Annotated in this window: 12 protein-coding genes; 7 read left to right on the top strand and 5 right to left on the bottom strand. The window is 33.0% G+C overall.

What is annotated here, in order from left to right; translation table 11 throughout:
* The first annotated feature begins 13 nt into the window (after positions 1 to 13).
* Entirely contained in the window at positions 14 to 1801 is a 1788-nt protein-coding gene (locus tag Q4Q39_RS12585; RefSeq protein WP_303282849.1) for a chloride channel protein, read from the top strand.
* A 44-nt stretch (positions 1802 to 1845) separates the two neighbouring features.
* On the top strand, positions 1846 to 2082 hold the full coding sequence (locus Q4Q39_RS12580) for a hypothetical protein (RefSeq protein WP_303282848.1): 237 nt from the start codon (positions 1846 to 1848) through the stop codon (positions 2080 to 2082).
* A gap of 296 nt (positions 2083 to 2378) precedes the next feature.
* Here the strand turns inward: Q4Q39_RS12580 and Q4Q39_RS12575 are convergent, their stop codons facing one another.
* Positions 2379 to 2828, bottom strand: a complete 450-nt coding sequence (locus Q4Q39_RS12575) for a nucleoside deaminase (RefSeq protein WP_303282847.1) — start codon at positions 2826 to 2828, stop codon at positions 2379 to 2381.
* A gap of 41 nt (positions 2829 to 2869) precedes the next feature.
* Here Q4Q39_RS12575 and dxs point away from each other — a divergent pair, with 41 nt between their 5' ends.
* Positions 2870 to 4639 carry a 1-deoxy-D-xylulose-5-phosphate synthase gene (gene dxs, locus Q4Q39_RS12570; protein ID WP_303282846.1) on the top strand — a complete coding sequence of 590 codons (1770 nt, stop codon included), beginning with the start codon at positions 2870 to 2872 and terminating at the stop codon, positions 4637 to 4639.
* A 421-nt stretch (positions 4640 to 5060) separates the two neighbouring features.
* Here the strand turns inward: dxs and Q4Q39_RS12565 are convergent, their stop codons facing one another.
* The 3 genes from Q4Q39_RS12565 to Q4Q39_RS12555 all read right to left on the bottom strand — a co-directional run bounded on the left by Q4Q39_RS12565 (position 5061) and on the right by Q4Q39_RS12555 (position 11156).
* A complete protein-coding gene (locus Q4Q39_RS12565) occupies positions 5061 to 5744 on the bottom strand; it encodes a hypothetical protein (protein ID WP_303282845.1) in 684 nt (227 codons plus the stop codon).
* 10 nt (positions 5745 to 5754) lie between these two features.
* Complete coding sequence (locus Q4Q39_RS12560; protein WP_303282844.1) at positions 5755 to 9738, bottom strand: PA domain-containing protein; 3984 nt, start codon at positions 9736 to 9738, stop codon at positions 5755 to 5757.
* Between the two features lie 74 nt (positions 9739 to 9812).
* Positions 9813 to 11156, bottom strand: a complete 1344-nt coding sequence (locus Q4Q39_RS12555; protein ID WP_303282843.1) for a deoxyguanosinetriphosphate triphosphohydrolase — start codon at positions 11154 to 11156, stop codon at positions 9813 to 9815.
* A 162-nt stretch (positions 11157 to 11318) separates the two neighbouring features.
* Between Q4Q39_RS12555 and Q4Q39_RS12550 the strand changes: the two genes are divergently transcribed.
* From Q4Q39_RS12550 to Q4Q39_RS12540, 3 genes are all read left to right on the top strand, one after another.
* Entirely contained in the window at positions 11319 to 11708 is a 390-nt protein-coding gene (locus tag Q4Q39_RS12550; RefSeq protein WP_303282842.1) for a carboxypeptidase-like regulatory domain-containing protein, read from the top strand.
* A gap of 506 nt (positions 11709 to 12214) precedes the next feature.
* Positions 12215 to 14989, top strand: a complete 2775-nt coding sequence (locus Q4Q39_RS12545; RefSeq protein WP_303282841.1) for a TonB-dependent receptor — start codon at positions 12215 to 12217, stop codon at positions 14987 to 14989.
* A 212-nt stretch (positions 14990 to 15201) separates the two neighbouring features.
* Entirely contained in the window at positions 15202 to 16404 is a 1203-nt protein-coding gene (locus Q4Q39_RS12540; RefSeq protein ID WP_303282840.1) for a beta-helix domain-containing protein, read from the top strand.
* A gap of 114 nt (positions 16405 to 16518) precedes the next feature.
* On the opposite strand, the gene Q4Q39_RS12535 is transcribed toward Q4Q39_RS12540, so the two are convergent.
* Entirely contained in the window at positions 16519 to 16875 is a 357-nt protein-coding gene (locus Q4Q39_RS12535) for a toxin-antitoxin system YwqK family antitoxin (protein ID WP_303282839.1), read from the bottom strand.
* Positions 16876 to 17262: 387 nt separating this feature from the next.
* Here Q4Q39_RS12535 and Q4Q39_RS12530 point away from each other — a divergent pair, with 387 nt between their 5' ends.
* Positions 17263 to 18459 carry a porin gene (locus Q4Q39_RS12530; protein ID WP_303282838.1) on the top strand — a complete coding sequence of 399 codons (1197 nt, stop codon included), beginning with the start codon at positions 17263 to 17265 and terminating at the stop codon, positions 18457 to 18459.
* Positions 18460 to 18511: the final 52 nt, after the last annotated feature.

The following is an 18511-nucleotide window of genomic DNA, read 5'->3' as shown; positions in this document are numbered from 1 at the left end:
GTAATTTTATAAAATGCCTCTAAGTACTAAAAGTCTTTTACGCAAGTTTTTAATCTGGAAATACAAGCATATTTCTGAACTTCAATTTATTTATGTACTTAGTATTCTCGCTGGTTTTTTAGCAGGAATGGGTACGGTGCTTCTAAAAAACTTAACACATTATATTCGATTACTTTTTGAATTAGAGTTCTTTAATAATTACCAAAACTCGCTTTACTTTATATTTCCGATTATTGGTCTTTTACTTGTTTACACCATAAAGCAAATCTGGTTAAAAAAGCATATTGGACATGGTATTTCTTCTACCTTATATGCTATTTCGAAACTAAATGGTATCATTCCAAGATATAATATTTATGCCGCATTAATAACCGCTCCTTTAACTGTTGGTTTTGGTGGGTCGGTAGGTTTACAAGGACCCGCAGTAAGCGTAGGATCTGCTCTGGGTTCTAATGCAGCTCGCTTATTTCATATGAATACTAAAACTAGGATGCTTTTAATTGGTTGCGCCGCAGCCGGAGCTATGGCATCGATGTTTAAAGCGCCTATTGCTGCTATTATTTTTGCTGTCGAAATATTTAGTTTGGATATTGCTTTCACTTCATTAATCCCACTTTTATTGGCGTCGGTTTCTGCAGTAGTAACATCTTATATGTTTTTAGGAACTGATGTTTTATTACGATTTGAGTTAACCGATAAATTTGAGATTAATGATATCTTATTCTATATTGTTTTAGGTCTTGTAACGGGTATCGCATCCGTATATTTTTCAAAAGTATTCTTTGGTATTACAAATTTCTTTAAAAAATTTGAAAGCCGAGCCAAACGTCTATTAATTGGTGGTATTGCTATCGGCTCTATACTATATTTTATTCCGCCGCTTTACGGTGAGGGTTATGGTATTATGAATAACCTTTTAAAAGGCGATCATATATCCGCTATAGGCACCACGCCTTTTAATTTAGATTTGTCTAATATCTGGGTCGTTATTGCTCTATTGCTTGGCATAGGAGTGTTTAAGGCCATTGCTATGACAACGACTTTTGGTGCCGGTGGTGTGGGAGGTGTTTTTATACCCACACTTGTTATGGGGAGTGCGCTTGGTAATGCGTTTGCGAAAATCATCAATAATATTGGTTTAGACTTTCAAGTATCGGAATCTAATTTTACTTTAATTGGTATGACAGGATTAATGGCTGGTGTACTACACGCGCCACTCACAGCTATTTTCCTTATTGCTGAAATTACTGGTGGTTATGAGTTATTTGTTCCTTTAATGATCGTTTCTACCATTTCGTTTGCCATTACTAAATATTATGTTTCTCATTCTATTTACACACTTAGACTAGCGCAACGTGGTGAATTGATGACTCATGATAAAGATCAAAATGTATTAATGGTTTTAGATATTGATAAGGTTATCGAAACTAATTTCATTATATTAAAACCAGAAATGAAACTTGGAGATATATTAAAAAAAGCGGTAGCAAAATCTTCACGAAATCACTTCCCCGTAGTAAATGATAATCACGAATTTTTAGGTGTCATTCGTTTGGATGATGTTAGGCATATTATGTTCAACTCTAACCTTTATGACAAGGTTGATGCTTCAAGCTTGATGCATGCCGATGCCGATATTATTGTTTACGAAGAACATTCTATGAACGATATTATGGATAAGTTTAAAACTAGTGGCGCATGGAATTTACCTGTTGTTAAACAGGGTAAATATTACGGGTATATCTCGAAATCCAAATTACTAACGGCTTATAGGCAGCAATTAATTAATTTTACAAAATAAACCCTAAGGGTTATTTAATTATCGCACTCAAACTCAATATTCTCATGAAATACCTTATTCTTCTTTTATTTTTGACGGCATTAGGAAGTATTGTAACGGGTTACTTTATAGAAAATGAATGGTCACAGAAATTAATTGGTTTTGGTGTTGCTGGGTTATTCTTTATTGTGTTTCCTTTATTTTCTTATTACCGCTGGAAAGATAAAGATGTTAAAGATTATATGCTTACTAAAGAGAATTTGGATAAGATGCGTGAAAATGAGCGTGATAAAAAATATTAATATTATTGTATGCGCTATCAAAATATACATGGACTAATTCTATACAGAAGGTGTTTTGTCATGTTTTGACAGTAAAAGATATCACTTAGTATTGTGAAAAAGACCACCTTTATGTGATCTCTCACATTCGTTCGAAATGACTAAGAGCATTAAATAGGGTTGATAGTCATGTCGAAATGAGGTACGATTGAGACATCACATTATGCGATTTTCCGTTGCAATGATTATGCGATTTCTCCTATCGTCGAAATGACTTAGACGTAAAATTCACCTTTTAAGTAACATAAGAAATAGCATTAATTTAAATTCCTTTTCTCAATAAAAAAACGCTTCATGAGTTCAGAAGCTTCTTCTGCCATCACACCTCCTTTTATAGTAGTCTTAGGGTGTAATTTTGTATTTAAATTTATACAGCCACGTTCTTCATCTCTAGCCCCATAAACAATATTGGAAATCTGACTCCAATATAAAGCACCGGCACACATCTGGCAAGGCTCCAAAGTAACGTATAGCGCACATTTTTTTAGATACTTTCCTCCTAAAAAATTGGCTGCAGCCGTAACCGCTTGCATTTCTGCATGTGCCGTAACATCGGTTAAGGTTTCTGTTAGGTTATGTCCTCTGGCAATTATTTTATTGTCAATAACAATAACCGCCCCAACTGGTACTTCTCCTTTTTCAAAAGCAGCTTCAGCTTCCTGAAGTGCTTTTTTCATAAAATAGGTATCATCAAAAGGTTCTATCATAAAAGCAAAAATACAATTTCAAATAGTACATTTGCAATCACATGCAAGAATTATTAAATACTATCAACTCACCAAAAGCGCTTCGTCTTTTAAACCAAAAGGACCTACCTCAACTTGCGAACGAACTACGTGAGTTTATCATTAATGTCGTCGCTACTAAAGAAGGCCATTTAGGAGCTAGTTTAGGTGTTGTGGAATTAACTATTGCACTCCACTATATTTTTAACACGCCCAATGACCAACTCATATGGGATGTGGGTCACCAGGCTTACGGACATAAAATACTAACTGGCAGAAAGGACATTTTTCATACAAATAGGCAAATTGGAGGCTTAAGTGGTTTTCCAAAACGAGGTGAAAGCGACTATGATGCTTTCGGAGTTGGACATTCTTCCACATCTATTTCAGCAGCTTTGGGAATGGCCATTGCTTCCCAATTGAAAGGGGATACAAAGAAACAGCATATCGCCATTATTGGAGATGCTTCAATTGCCAGTGGTATGGCATTTGAAGGTCTCAATCATGCTGGTGTAACGGATACCAATTTACTGGTTATTTTAAATGATAATGCCATTGGTATCGATCCAAGCGTTGGCGCATTAAAACAATATTTAACAAACGTTAAAAAAGGCACCCAAAAGCAAGATAATATTTTTGAGGCTTTAAATTTTGATTACTCTGGTCCAATCGATGGACATGATATAGATCTAATAATTTCGGAGTTAAAGCGTTTAAAGACTATAAAAGGCCCTAAGTTTTTACATCTTATTACTACTAAAGGCAAAGGTTTAAAACAGGCCGAAGAAGATCAGGTTAAATACCATGCACCAGGAAAATTTAATGCGCAGACCGGTGATTTAATTGTAAAGTCTGAAATCGTTCAACCTCCCAAATACCAGGATGTGTTTGGACATACTATAGTAGAATTAGCAAAACAAAATAAAAGCATTGTGGGCATCACACCAGCCATGCCAACCGGTAGTTCATTAAAATATATGATGGATGAAATTCCTGAACGTGCTTTTGATGTTGGTATTGCTGAACAACATGCCGTGACATTAGCTGCTGGAATGGCAACTCAGGGTTTAGTACCTTTTTGTAATATTTACTCAACTTTTTTACAACGTGCTTACGATCAAGTAATACATGATGTGGCGCTACAAAAACTACCTGTTATTTTTTGTTTGGATCGTGCTGGATTGGTTGGAGAAGATGGTGCTACGCATCATGGTGTTTATGACCTATCGTATTTAAGATGCATCCCTAATCTTATTATTTTTTCTCCTAGAAATGAAATAGAATTGCGTAACATCATGTACACGGTTCAATTAAACTTAGAACAGCCTATAGCGATTCGTTATCCTCGTGGACGTGGGATTACTATAGATTGGGAACAACCATTTTCTAAAATAGAAATAGGCAAAGGCATACGGCTAAAAAAAGGAACTAACATAGCTATCTTAAGTATTGGGGCTATTGCTAAAAATGTAAGTGAGGCTATTCAAAAATGCAATACACCACAAGATATTGCACATTACGATATGCGTTTTGTAAAACCTTTGGATGAAAATCTTCTCCATGATATTTTTACAACCTATAAAACTATAGTTACCATTGAAGACAATGCTATAAAAGGTGGCTTTGGAAGTGCTATTTTAGAATTTGCAGCGGCGAATAATTATAAAAGCACTATAAATGTATTAGGTCTTCCTGACAACTTTATTGAACATGGAAGTGTCAATAAACTGCAAGAGTCTATTGGTTTAGATGCTGAAAGTTTGACTCATTATATTAATCAGGCTTTATTATAATTAAAACCTTGTCATTCTGAACGCTACCGAAAACAAAATATATTTTGTTTGAAGATATCAAGCGGAGCTTTCGAATAACCTGCCGGCCAATATCATTAAGTTAAGGAAATTTGTTCCCTTTTTGTCACATTGAGCGCAGTCGAAATGCCAATAAAAACTAGAACTCCAATAGGTCTTCGACTGCGCTCAGACTGACATCACAGCCTTAACTTAATGACATTGGCCTGCCGGCAGGGAATCCCATCATGATGAGATGTCTCGTCACTCATGCTTTGCTCCGTCAACATGACAAACAGCTACATTTCAAATAATTAACTTGGTTCTTTTGAGTATTATTTATGTCGAAACTAATGTTAATTTAATATTTCTAATATTCAAGTGGATTCCTGTCGCAGTTTATCTTGAGCGAAGACGAAACAAATTAATTTACATTAAACTTCCAAATTTGTCCAATTGTTTTTGCGCCAGAACCATCTAATGTATTTACTTTCCAATAGTATGTTTTTCCTGAAACAATGTTAACAGTTGAAGTTTCTGTAGATAAATTGTCTGCCACTAAGGGTGGATTCGATTCTTCTCCAAAATACAACTCATACGTTAATGTATCTTCAGTATTTGTATCTGCTCCTGTCCAATTTAAACTCACTGTACCTGGATTTATATTACTGTCAAAACCAGGACTAACCAATGCTGCTGTAAATGGTGCATAATTGGATACGCCATCTCCTGCTGTATAAAATGCCTGAGTAGCTGTCGGTTCGCCTTCATTAGTTTCATTATCAACTGCAATGACTCTCCAATAGTATGCAACTGCTTTTTCTAGCGTTATGGTCACATTTGTTGTTGTTACTGTACGTTGCTCTACAACGTCTGATAAAGCTCTATCTCTTGCAATCGTTAATTTATAACTAATCGCATTACCTTCAGGGTCTGTGGCTGCATTCCAATTAAAAGCAATGGCATTATCAATACATAATAAATCTACCGATGGAAAAATTAACTGAGCTGTTGACGGGGCTAAATTTACCGAATCATCACTTCCACCGCACGCAAAAACAAAACACATTATTGTAAAAATAGTACTTGCTTTAATTATCTTTTTCATAGTTATTCTTCTATTTAACAATTTTAAAAACTACTGGTTTTTCAATATTGATTCTAACAAAATAAACACCTTTGTTAAACTTCTGAAATGATATTTCGATAAAGTCCAAGTCATTTTTATTTATAGTATTATCAAAGAGTAATTGCCCATCCATGTTATAAATCTGTACAGGAATTTGACGCTCTTCAACAACTGGCAATGTTATCTTTAAATTTTCAATTACTGGGTTTGGACTTGCCACAAGTTTGTTTGAGTCATTTACACTTTTAATGGTCTCGCTTATAACACCTTCACATGCTTTAGAAGAAAATATTTCTAAAATCCCAGAGTTCAATGTTTCTATTTCAAAAGTCTTTTCACTAGTTGTTCGAATGGTATTCCCATTAAAAACAATCGTGAATGGTGGCGTTCCATTATTTATTGTTATTGATGTTACATCGGAACCATTTTTTCCTCCATTTTTCAAAACAGCACCTAAAACTTCTGCAGGTGCAATATCAATTTCAAAACACTGTTCGTATGATCTATCAGTAACATTTACGCATAAAGTATACGATCCAACGGCTATTTCTTCAAAAGTATGAGTTGTTTCAAACCCTTGATTCAAGTTTAGGCCATTACCCGTTAATGATACTGTATAATCAACATAGGTTTGCATTACAGTAACAATAACCTTTCCATTATTTAAGCCTTCACATGTTTCGGATATTATTTCAAGACTTATATTATTGGGGTTTTCATAACTGGTATCGCAAACATCACCAATACCATTCCCGTTGGTGTCTTTTTGATCTTCATTTGCTGTGTTGATACAATTATCATCGCCATCAAGAATATTATCACCATCACTATCTTCACAGGCATCTCCTATATCATTTCCGTCACTATCTGCTTGATCTATGTTTGAATGTTCCGGACAGTTATCATCGATATCCAATATGGTATCGTTATCCGAATCTTGGCATACATCACCAATGCCATTTCCATCTGAATCTGCTTGGTCTGCATTGGCTACCTGAGGACATATATCCACACCATTAGTTACACCATCTCCATCTAGATCTCCTGCAGGGTCTAATTCAAACTGTCCTGAAAATACCCCACGACCATATGTTGACGCAAAAACCATATTATCGTCTCTTAAATCTAAATCTGTTACGATTACATTGCTCATTCCATTATATGCTTGATTCCATGTGGGCGTTGAGGCTGAAAAATTAGTTGTAAACCAGACCCCCAAGTCTGTTCCTATAATAACTTCCTCGTAATTTAAAGGGTTTTGTAAAATGGTTTTCACAGGCATATCTGGTAAGTCTCCATCTTTGTTTTCCCAATTTAGTCCACCATCATTAGTATACCATATATTTGTTACACCATAATTATGCATGGTAACAAATATTTGATTTTCGTTAGCACCTAATTCAATATCTGAAATACTGCCAACAAAACTTGGCCCTGTTATATCTGACCAAACAGGAGCGTCACTATCGGCCTTATCAATTTTCAACACGTTTCCTAAAATAGTTCCAACAAATAATTTAGATGTATTTACTATATAAGGAGATATTGTGAATGCTGTTGGTCTGGATGTTAACAAGGCATTTGTTAAATTATCTTTAGTAACTGTTGCTTCAGATTTTATTTGAGAATACCTTCTAATAATACTATTTCCTCCTGATGAGTAATTGGAGTATAAAATATTTAAATTAGAATCTAATCCCTGCGGATTAATAAAAGCGCCAATATCTGTATCTTCAGAGTTAATTATTACATATTCACCAATATCAAAATCGAACAAGGCTATTAAATTATTATAAAAAATATTTGCAATAAAATAGGCGTCTTTGCCATCTTGATCGAAAAAACTATATGCGCCATCTCCACCTAATACTTCTAAAGATTCATCTGGTTGATCCTTATTAGCCTCTTGAAATAACTGGGTCCCATTATCTTGAGATCCTGCAAGAAAAAAATCTTTCTCATAAAGACTTATTGGACCAACTCCCACAGTATAAAATTGAGTGACATTATATCCTTTATTTCTAGAACTTATTGTAGTTCCTGCATCATCGGAGTAATAGACACCTCCATCGTTAACAAATAAAACTTTATTATTATTGCCATATACCATGTTATGTTGATCTGCATGAACTATAGGAACATTTAAATCTCTTAGCGGATTTCCAGTGCCTCCTTCAGTCCATTTTGAAATTTGATTCCATCCTGTTCCTCCATTTATAGATTTAAATAAATCTATGCCTCCTACATAAACAATCTCATCATCCGTTGGATCTACCGATATCATTAAATCGTAAAACGCTTGTCCTCTTGTGAAGTCATTTGCAGGTATACCTGAATCTGCATCATTTGGAGGATCTAACCTTATATTTGTTGTAAAACCGTTCTCTGTTCGTTCTATAACTACTGGTGTACTACCTCCTACTTCTGCTAAGACATAAATCTTTTGCGCATCGGTTGCCGATAATGCTATTTGAGTTCTTTGTCCACCTGTTATTTCATGTACTTTAGTAAATGTTATACCATCCGTAGAGGATAAAATAGTGCCTCCTCCATCTCCAAAAATCACGCTATTTGTCGTTGCCACCCATATTTTATTATCTATTCCTATTTCAATATCATTAGGTGCATATTTATTTCCATTTGTTGTTAATGACAATGAAATTTCAAACCAATTTAAACCGCCATCAGTCGATTTATATAATCCAAATTCTGGTCCTCCAAGAAAGGTATTTGTATTTGCTCTACTATAAAAAGAATCGCCTGCAGCCACATAAATTTCTGAGACACCTCCATTATTTCTCACTACCACATCATTGATATGTTGTATTCCAGGAACAAGCACTCCTGTGAAATTTCCACTTCTTGGGTTGATAGATATATTAACTACTTGTGTAGCCAAAGTGTTTTCTAATAAATCTCCATCTGCTTTCGAAATCATGATTGCAGGAATCATAATTGTTGCGTCGTCTCCACCCATATTAATAGGATCTCCATTAATGTTATTCATAACTATAACAGCAATCGCACCAGCATTTTCAGCATTTTTTACTTTCGTAACAAAATTGCAATCGCCTCTTCTTAGCAATGCTATTTTACCATTCAACTCTGCTCCGTTTACCAAAGCGCTACAAGCATCCGTTGTTTCTCCAATCCCATCATCTACCAAAACAACATCTGCTGTAATTACAGACGTAATGGAAGTTCCGAAATTTGTCGTTGGTCGATATTGTAAATCACCTATTATAGATCCAGGTGAATTAACGGTTAAATTAGTTGCCGATTGGAAGAAACTATCTCCACTAACACCTCCAAAAACTTTCGTCCAAGTGTTTCCTCTATTTTCAGATTTCCACAATCCATCACCATTTACATCACCACCTACGTATGATTCTCCTGTGCCAATATAAAAAATATCGGTATTATTTGGGTCGTAGGCAATACTAGAAATCGCTAAATTTTCAGGAATATCTACTCTTGTCCATTGTGAATTTTCATTCGAAATATTTGTGTTTTTCCATAAACCTCCACTCACACCTCCAGCAAAAACTGTTTCGTTAGTAGAATCATTAGGATCAAACATAACTGCTCTTGTCCTGCCACCAACATTATTTGGTCCCCTCTCTACCCAAGCATTTTCAACCTTTTCTCCTGGAACTTTTTGCACTAAACTACTTGTTACTCTAGATTTAGCCAACTTTTGTTGTAGTTCTTTTATTTTTTCGCGAGTAGGTCTTCCTAATTCGGGGTTCATTTCTAATAAATATTGCTCTTCAAAATATTTATTAGGGGGAATTCTTAATTGTTTTCTTTCTTTTTTACTAAGTTTTAATGTTTCATTATAAGGATGTGATTCTAAAAAAGACACATGCTGTTCTCTAAGTTTTTTTATGACAGAATCTCTAGGGCTTAAAAAAAAGACAAGGAATGAAACAATAAAAACTGGGACAATAAATAAAAGGATTCTCTTTTTCATATAATTAGTAGTCAAGATAAATGGAGATAGTTTACAAAAGATATTGATTATTCATTTTTAATCGCTAAAAATCATTAGTTTATATTAATCCCTCTTATTTTATTAAATAATAGAATAGCATAACTATCTGACATATTCGAGACAAAACTACAAGCTTTAAATATTCTATTATATAAGGAGTCTTGCGATTCTGTGTGATTTTTAGGTAAAAGGCTCAATACAAGTTTATCGTAATTTGACACTTTATTCTCATGGAAATTATTGATGGCTGCTATGAAAACATCTAATAAATCAGATAAAACTCTATAACCCGCTATTTCTTTTTCAATAACATCTTTACTTTGATATACTTGCTCTACACTAATTTTTATAATATCGTTTATTTGTGCTTCATATTTACTTTTATCCAGCAAAGCACAATCAAAACCACCATTTAAAATAGCATCTTCATGTTCCATAAAAATAGTAACAGCTTCATTAATCAAGGTATTTATTGCTAAAGCTCTCAAATAACTAACTCTATCTTGTGTGTGTTTTAACTGATGATATTTTTTAGTATTTATGGTATCTCGTACTAAATTGATTAAATACTCTAAAGCAAATTCTTCTTGTATTAAACCAAGATTGATACCATCTTCAAAATCGATTATAGTATAGCAAATATCATCTGCTGCTTCTACCAAAAAAGCAAGAGGATGTCTTGAAAAACTTATATCTGTTTCACTTCTTTTTAATAAACCTAACTCACTAGCAACATCAATAAATGCATCTTTTTCACTTTGAAAAAATCCATATTTTTTATCGGCAATATGCTTGGTTGGTTTTTTAGGAAGCGATTCTTTAGGGTATTTCATAAAAGCACCCAACGTAGCGTAACTTAATCGTAAACCTCCTTCTCTCCCTGCTCTACTTTCGGTTAGAATTTTAAAACCATTGGCGTTTCCTTCAAAATCGCATAAATCTTGATATTCTTTTTCGGTCAATTGCCCCTTAAACTGTTTACCATGTCCTGTTTTAAAAAACTCTCCAATGGCTTTTTCTCCCGAATGTCCAAAAGGTGGATTACCTATATCGTGTGCTAAAGCGGCAGCGGCAACAATAGCTCCAAAATCATTAGCTTGATAACCAAGTGCACTGTGCAAATGAGGGTGTTTTTCTAATAGCTTCTTACCAACTAACCTTCCTAAAGAACGTCCAACAACACTTACTTCTAAACTATGCGTTAATCTGGTATGAACAAAATCGGTTTGAGATAAAGGAATTACCTGTGTCTTATCTTGAAGACTTCTAAATTCTGCAGAAAAAATAACCCTATCATAATCTACCTCAAATCCTAAACGGGTTTCATCTTGTTCTTTTCGTATGCGTTTATTAGTATCGCCAAAGCGTTTTAAGGATAATAATTGTTCCCAGTTCATGTGTTGTTTTTAAGAACAAGCAAGATAACTAAATTCAATAATAATTAACCTTCAAAAATTTGATAACATTAAGATAACATTTTAATCATCGTTCTTTAATAATTAGATAACATACGAATGATTATAAAATTAGTTCTTTGCTACATATATTTACATATACTGATGAAGCACCTAATAACCTTTTTTATTCTAATTTTCACTTCTTTTTGTTTTTCACAAAATACGGGGTTAATAGCTGGTAAATTAATGGATAAAGAGTTTGATAACAACCCTTTAGTATTTGCTAATGTATCTATTAAAGGGACTTCTATTAAATCGACTACAGACGAGACTGGATTATTTGTTATTGAAAACATAGAAGATGGCGATTACACTTTGGTTTGTAGCTTTGTTGGTTATGAAACTAAAGAATTAAAAGTAAAAGTTGTTTCTGGAGCATCTGAATACATTAAAACTTCTTTAGGAGCAAGTACTGTTTCTTTACTTGAGCTTGCATCCATTGCTAATGTTAGTGAGAAAACTAACAAAACAACAGCTTCTCGATTAAATTAAATAGTCTTCAAAAACTATTCAATTCGATAATTCGACGATTTACTTCCTCCTCTTATTATTTAGCAAATATTTTACTTATAAACTAGGTATAGGAATAACTAAATACTGAACTCATTTAGACTTTTTGGATTTAAGCGAAACTTAGAAGTTTTTGGCTATGTTAAAGACTTTTTTGAGTTGCATAGCAGAGCTACGGAAGGAAAAAAAGACAAAAACAGAGCTGAAAACAGCCATTTTTTAGCAAATTGAAAAAGTCTAAATGAATTCACTATATATATAGCTTTTATCAAATTATTTTTTGCTCTAGCATTTAAATAAAAAAACAGGCTTATAAAAATCATTCTTTTTAAAGCGTTTTCAATGTTAAATTATTGTTTACAAATTAAAAATCAAACCTTCTTCACGTAACATTTAGATAACTCTTTAATTACCGTTGTTTAATCTAAAGGTAACATACCCTTTACATAGCCTCCCGTTCTTTGCAGCTTAGAAATCATATAGAAATAATGAAAAAAATTTTAATATTATTAGTAGTATTTACTGCTACATTTTCTCATGCTCAAAGTACAGGTTCTGTTGTTGGAAAACTAACAGACAAAGAGTATAACAATGAGCCTTTAGCCTTTGCCAACGTGATAATAAAAGGCACTACTAAAGGAACTACTTCAGATTTTGATGGCTATTATAAATTGGAAAGCTTAAGTCCTGGAGCATACACATTAATGTTCAGTTTTGTAGGGTATGAAACCCAAGAAATAAATATACAAATAGTTGCAGGCAAAGTCACTGAGTTAAATGTACCAATGGGTGCTAGTGCAGCTTCTTTAGATGAAATCGTCATTAAGACGACTACCAAACGAGAGAGCGAAACAGCATTACTATTGGAGCAGAAAAAAGCTGTTGAAATAAAAACGGCCATAGGGGCTGAAGAGCTTAGTAAGAAAGCCGTTTCTGATGCAGCGGCAGCTACTTTAAAAGTTACTGGAGTAAATAAAAAAGAAGGTTCTAGTAAGATTTACGTAAGAGGTTTAGGTGATAGATATAATACTACCACTCTTAATGGTTTACCACTTCCATCTAATGACCCAAGAAATAAAAATATTGATTTATCATTATTTGGTTCAGATATCATAGAAAGCGTAGGTATAGGAAAAGCTTTTTCTTCTTATACCTCATTAGATCTTGCTGGAGCAAATATTGATATTGTAAGTAAAGAAACATCAAAAAAATCGTTATTAAAAATAGGTGTTTCTACAGGGGCAAATACTCAAACTACCTTTAAAGATTTTAAAGAAATTGATGGCGCTAACTGGTTTGGTGTTAACTCTAATACTAAACACGATGTAAGAAGTTTATCAACTTATAGTTTTGAGAATAGCTATACTCCTAATTCTACAAAAGCCAATCCTAACTTAGGACTTTCAATTAACTATGGTAAAAAAATCACGTTATCTGACGAGAGTAATTTAAGCATCTTCTTAGTTGGATCTTTTAGTAACAAATATACTTTTCAAGAAGGTACTGCTGATGCCATTGTAGACATAAGTGATAGTGGAGTCCTTAATGTTGGTTCTATTTTTGACACTGAAACATACAACTATAATGCTTCAAAAATGCTAATGGGTAATATTGTTTACAAAATTAACGACAATCACAAACTAAGTTACAATCATTTATTTATTCACTCTAACACACAAAAAATACAGGACTTCGTTGGAACAACTAATGATGTAGGTAGAGATTCAGATGATAATAGATTGGTAAATGTATTATTACAAACAGAGATTCAAAACAGACTTTTTGTAAATCAATTATTATCTACTAACAAATTAGGGGAATCAATAGATGTAAATGCAGCTGTTAGTTACAATGCTATATTTAATGATGAACCTGATAGAAGAAAAAATACTTTTATTATAAATAATGATACCAATACAACTAGAATCTCTCAAAATGCCGTTAGGGATAACAGTAGATTTTATGGTAATTTATTTGAAAATAACATTGCAGGAAATCTTAGTATTGTAAAATATCTAGGTGAACGTTTTGAAAACAATGGAAAAATAACTTTAGGTTATAACGGAAGTATTACGGATAGAAAATTTGATGGTATTTACTTTGATCATAATTTTACTAACCCAAGAAACTCTTTTGTTGATGTAAATGATTTAGATGCGACATTCAATCAAAACAATTTAAATAATGGTCTTTTTGGAATTGAAACTTCCAGAGGAAGAAATAGTAACGATCCAGAAACATATTTGCCTCAATTATATGATGCAGAAAAAACAATACATGCAGCATATCTTAACGCCATATATAAGTTTAATGATAAACTTACGGCAAATGTTGGGGTACGTGCAGAAGATATAAAAATGGATGTAGAATGGGATACAAACATTAGTTTCCCTGGTTTTTCCAATAATAGTAAAATAACACTTGACAAACAATACATCTTACCTACTCTTAACTTAAAATACCAGCTTAATGAAAAAACAAACCTAAGAGCATCTGGTAGTATTACCTATACATATCCACAGTTTAAGGAAATTGCTCCTTTTACTTATGAAGGTATCAACTATCAAGAAAGTGGAAACCCTGCTTTACTTCCATCTGATAATTATAATGGAGAGCTTAAGTTTGAATTATTCCCAAATAAGAGTGAGTTAATCTCAATAGGTGTTTTTGGTAAATTAATTCAAAATTCTATTAATCGCCTAGAAAGAAACTCTGCTGTAGAAAGAGACTTTACATTTGACAACTCTGGTGATGCCACTGTTTACGGTGTTGAATTAGAAGGTAGATTAAACATCCTGTCTAAAGAATCTGATGATCAAGAAAAATCTCAAAATCTTACATTAGGAGGAAATGTTACACTAATGAAAACGGAACTTGAGTACAATACTTCTAACACATTATTTAACTATACAGGTGATAGTTCTCAATTAGAAGGAGCTTCTCCTTTTACAATAAACGCAGATGTTTCTTATAGATTTAAATTAAATGATAAAGAAACCATCTCAACATTGGTATTCAATTATCAAAGCGATAAAGTGTATAGTATTGGTACAAACTTCCAAGAAAATATTGTTGAAAAAGGTGTGCCTTTGTTAGATTTTGTTTTCAGTCATAAATTTAATAAAAACCTAAGCATAAAATTTAATGCTAAAAACTTATTAAATCCTAGTTTTGAAAGATACAGAGATATTCCTGAAAAACTTACAATGAACTCTTATAAAAGAGGAGCTTCAATTTCTGCTGGAATAAGTTACAGTTTATAAATACAAGAAGTCAATTAATTGCTAAAAACTCTCAAAAGTATTTTACTTTTTTGAGAGTTTTTATTTTATACCAAAAAGAGCATATTTAAAAGTGATACATTAATTTAACATTAGCTAGATTTCTTAACCTAATACTAATATTTGCGTAAAATTCTATTTATACAATTGGAGTTAATTTGCACTGTAATTATAAAAATAAATAAAAACTAAAAATGAAAACATTAAAAAACTTGCTAATCGTTGTAACCATAGTTTCAATTTTTTCTTGTTCATCCGATGATGACAACAGGACAATCGATCCAGGCAATGGAGGAGAAAACCCTATTACGGGTAGTGAATTAAAAGGGGATCTTTCCGCAGATGCTACATTATTAGCTTCTGTAGAGTATACCTTAACAGGATCATTTACAGTTAAAAGTGGAGCTACTTTAACCATAGAGCCTGGAACTGTAATCAAAGCTAAAAGTGGTAGAACAGATATTTTCTTAGCTGTAGAAAGAGGAGCAAAATTGATCGCTAAAGGTACAGCCGCTAATCCTATTAAATTTACTTCAGATGCAAGTTCCCCTAAAGCTGGTGACTGGGGAGGAATTGTAATTGCTGGTAAAGCAAAAAGTAACAAAGGTACAGATGTACAATCTGAAGTTGCTGGTTTACTTTATGGCGGTTCTGATGATACTGATGACTCTGGAGAATTAAGCTATATAATTGCTGAATACACCGGAGCTAAAATTAACGGAGAGCAGGAATTTAACGGAATATCTTTCTTCGGTGTTGGTAACGGTACTGTAGTTAACAATATTGTTGTAAGCAATGGTAACGATGATGGTATTGAGTTCTTTGGAGGTAGCGTTAATGTAACTAATGTATATTGTGCTAACATTGCAGATGATATGTTTGACTGGACTGGTGGTTATACTGGTACTATCACCAATGCATTTGGAGTTCGTAACGATGGTTTTGATGCTGCTACAGATGATCCAAGAGGTATTGAAGGAGATAGTAATAGCTCTGATGCAACTGCTGTACCTATATCTACACCTACACTGAAAAATGTTACTATTTTAAATCTTAACCCAGATGTGGCCCTTAAAGCTGGAGCTGAAATAAGAAGAGGTACCCAAGCTATTATTAGCAACATTTTATTTGCTTCTTACGGAAATGCTTCTTTTGGAAATAGAATTGATACTAAAGATGGAAACGGAAACGGTATCTTAACTATTTCTAACGCTTATGCTCAAGGAAACGTAGGAGATGATAACGTTGGTGGGGATATTACAGGTACTGTAACTGTTATTACTGATGGAATTTCTATTCCTTCTGACAACACTGTTACTACAAAAGCTGGAGTTGGTGCTGATTTATCAGCATTCGCTTGGGCAAACCAAAGCTTCGTAGTTACTAAGTTAAACTAAAATGTTATTCACAACAATGTCTTCTTAAAATAGATTGGCAATACATACGCATTTTACAAAAACAAAAAGCATCCTAATTTCTTAGGATGCTTTTTTATTAGTTATTCTTTAAGTTTAAATACCTCCTTGATTCCCTTTGGTATCAGATTCCTTTAAACCGGCTATAACATTAGCACTATAATCTACTTCTTTTACAGTTTCATTATTCCAATAAAACCATTTGCCGACTTTTTTACCATTATCATAATTTGCAGAAACAACTTTTTTACCTTCTGTGTTAAAACTCAACCACTCACCATGTAGTTTACCATCTGCTGTGTAAGTCCCTGTTTGGCTTACAGCACCATTGTCATGATAATAAACAACTTCAATTAAGTTGGTGTCTTTGTTATGTTTTAAATCTCTCTTTTGTTGACCAAAAGATACCACAGTAATTAAAAAGGCAAAATAAAATAAAACTAATTTCTTCATAATTATGGGGTTTTAATATTATATATATCAAATATACAAATAAGATAACACTAAATCAACCTTTACATAACATTAAATTAACATTAAATCTGTAATATTTTGTTTATCAATCACTTAATTATAAATATTTAACATTGGAATCCTTAATAATTACTTAATATTCTCATTACATTCAAGTCACTTTAAACTAAGAGATTTGTATTTGTCTTGAGACTAACAATTAGTATTTCATTATAATCTATTAGTTTTTGTCGACTACATTATTATGATTTCTAATGAGGCTGCCTTAGGCCAAGGCAGCCTTTTATTAGTCTTTATTTAACCCTTGGTTAACATTAAGTTAACATTCGTATTGGTTCTTTGCAGCGACAAAAACTAATACTGACAATGAAACTTAAAACTACACTCGTAGCACTTTTTTTATTTACTCTAACTGTTGTAAACGCACAAGAATCAAACGCATCAAAATTTGGAAAAGGATTATTTAATCTGATAGGAAAGGACAGCACTTGGACGATGAAAATTGGATTTAGAGCTCAATTTTTAACTACTTCTATTTGGGAAGATGGTGAAAGCAATGAATCTAATATGTCAATTAGACGCTCGCGTTTAAAATTTGACGGTTATGCTTTTAGCCCAAAATTGAAGTATAAATTCGAATTAGGTCTATCAAATAGAGACCAATCTGGTGCTTCGCAATTTACTAGTAATGCACCAAGATATATCTTAGATGCCGTTGTTATGTGGAACTTTTACGAAAATTTCGAATTATGGTTCGGACAAACAAAGCTTCCAGGAAACAGAGAGCGTGTTATTTCCTCAGCAAATCTTCAACAGGTAGATCGTTCTTTATTAAATAGTAGATTTACAATAGATAGAGATATGGGTATGCAACTAAGACACCATTTTAAACTGTCTGATAAGTTTCTTGTTAAAGAAATATTTTCTATTTCTCAAGGTGAAGGCAGAAATATTACCACTGGTAATATAGGTGGGCATCAATTTACAGGACGTGTAGAATTATTCCCTTTTGGAAGTTTTATAAGTAAAGGAGACTATAAAGGAGGGGATTTAACTCGCGAACAAACACCAAAGTTATCATTAGCTGTAGCTTATGACCATAATAATAATGCCGTTAAAAATAGGAGCAATCAAGGGTCTTATATGATCATAGATAATGGTGATGGTTTTTATGAAACAAATATCAATACCCTATTTATTGATGCTATGTTTAAGTATAAGGGCTTTTCATTTATGGCAGAATATGCCGACAGAGATGCCAAAGATCCTTTTGTAAAAAATTCTGATGGCACCTTAACTGGTGATGAGGTTCAAGTAGGGAAAGGTCTAAACTTACAAACTGGATATTTGTTTAAAAATAATTGGGAAGTTTCTGGGCGTTATACTAATATAGAGTTAGATAAAGCTATTACGGGTAAAAACCCTGAAAGTCAATATACCTTAGGAGTGTCTAAATATATTGTAGGACACAGTTTAAAAGTACAAACCGATATTAGCCACTTAGAAGTTGATAGTGGAAATAATGAGTTAATGTGGAGATTACAATTTGATATTCATTTTTAAAACATAACATTTACGTAACATATTACTTAGTAACACTTAAGATATTTGCAAA

Origin of the sequence: Flavivirga amylovorans (assembly GCF_030540875.1) — a bacterium.
GTDB classification, from domain to species: Bacteria; Bacteroidota; Bacteroidia; order Flavobacteriales; family Flavobacteriaceae; genus Flavivirga; species Flavivirga amylovorans.
Note: the sequence above shows the minus strand (reverse complement) of the source record. Positions and strands in the feature narration are given on the sequence as shown.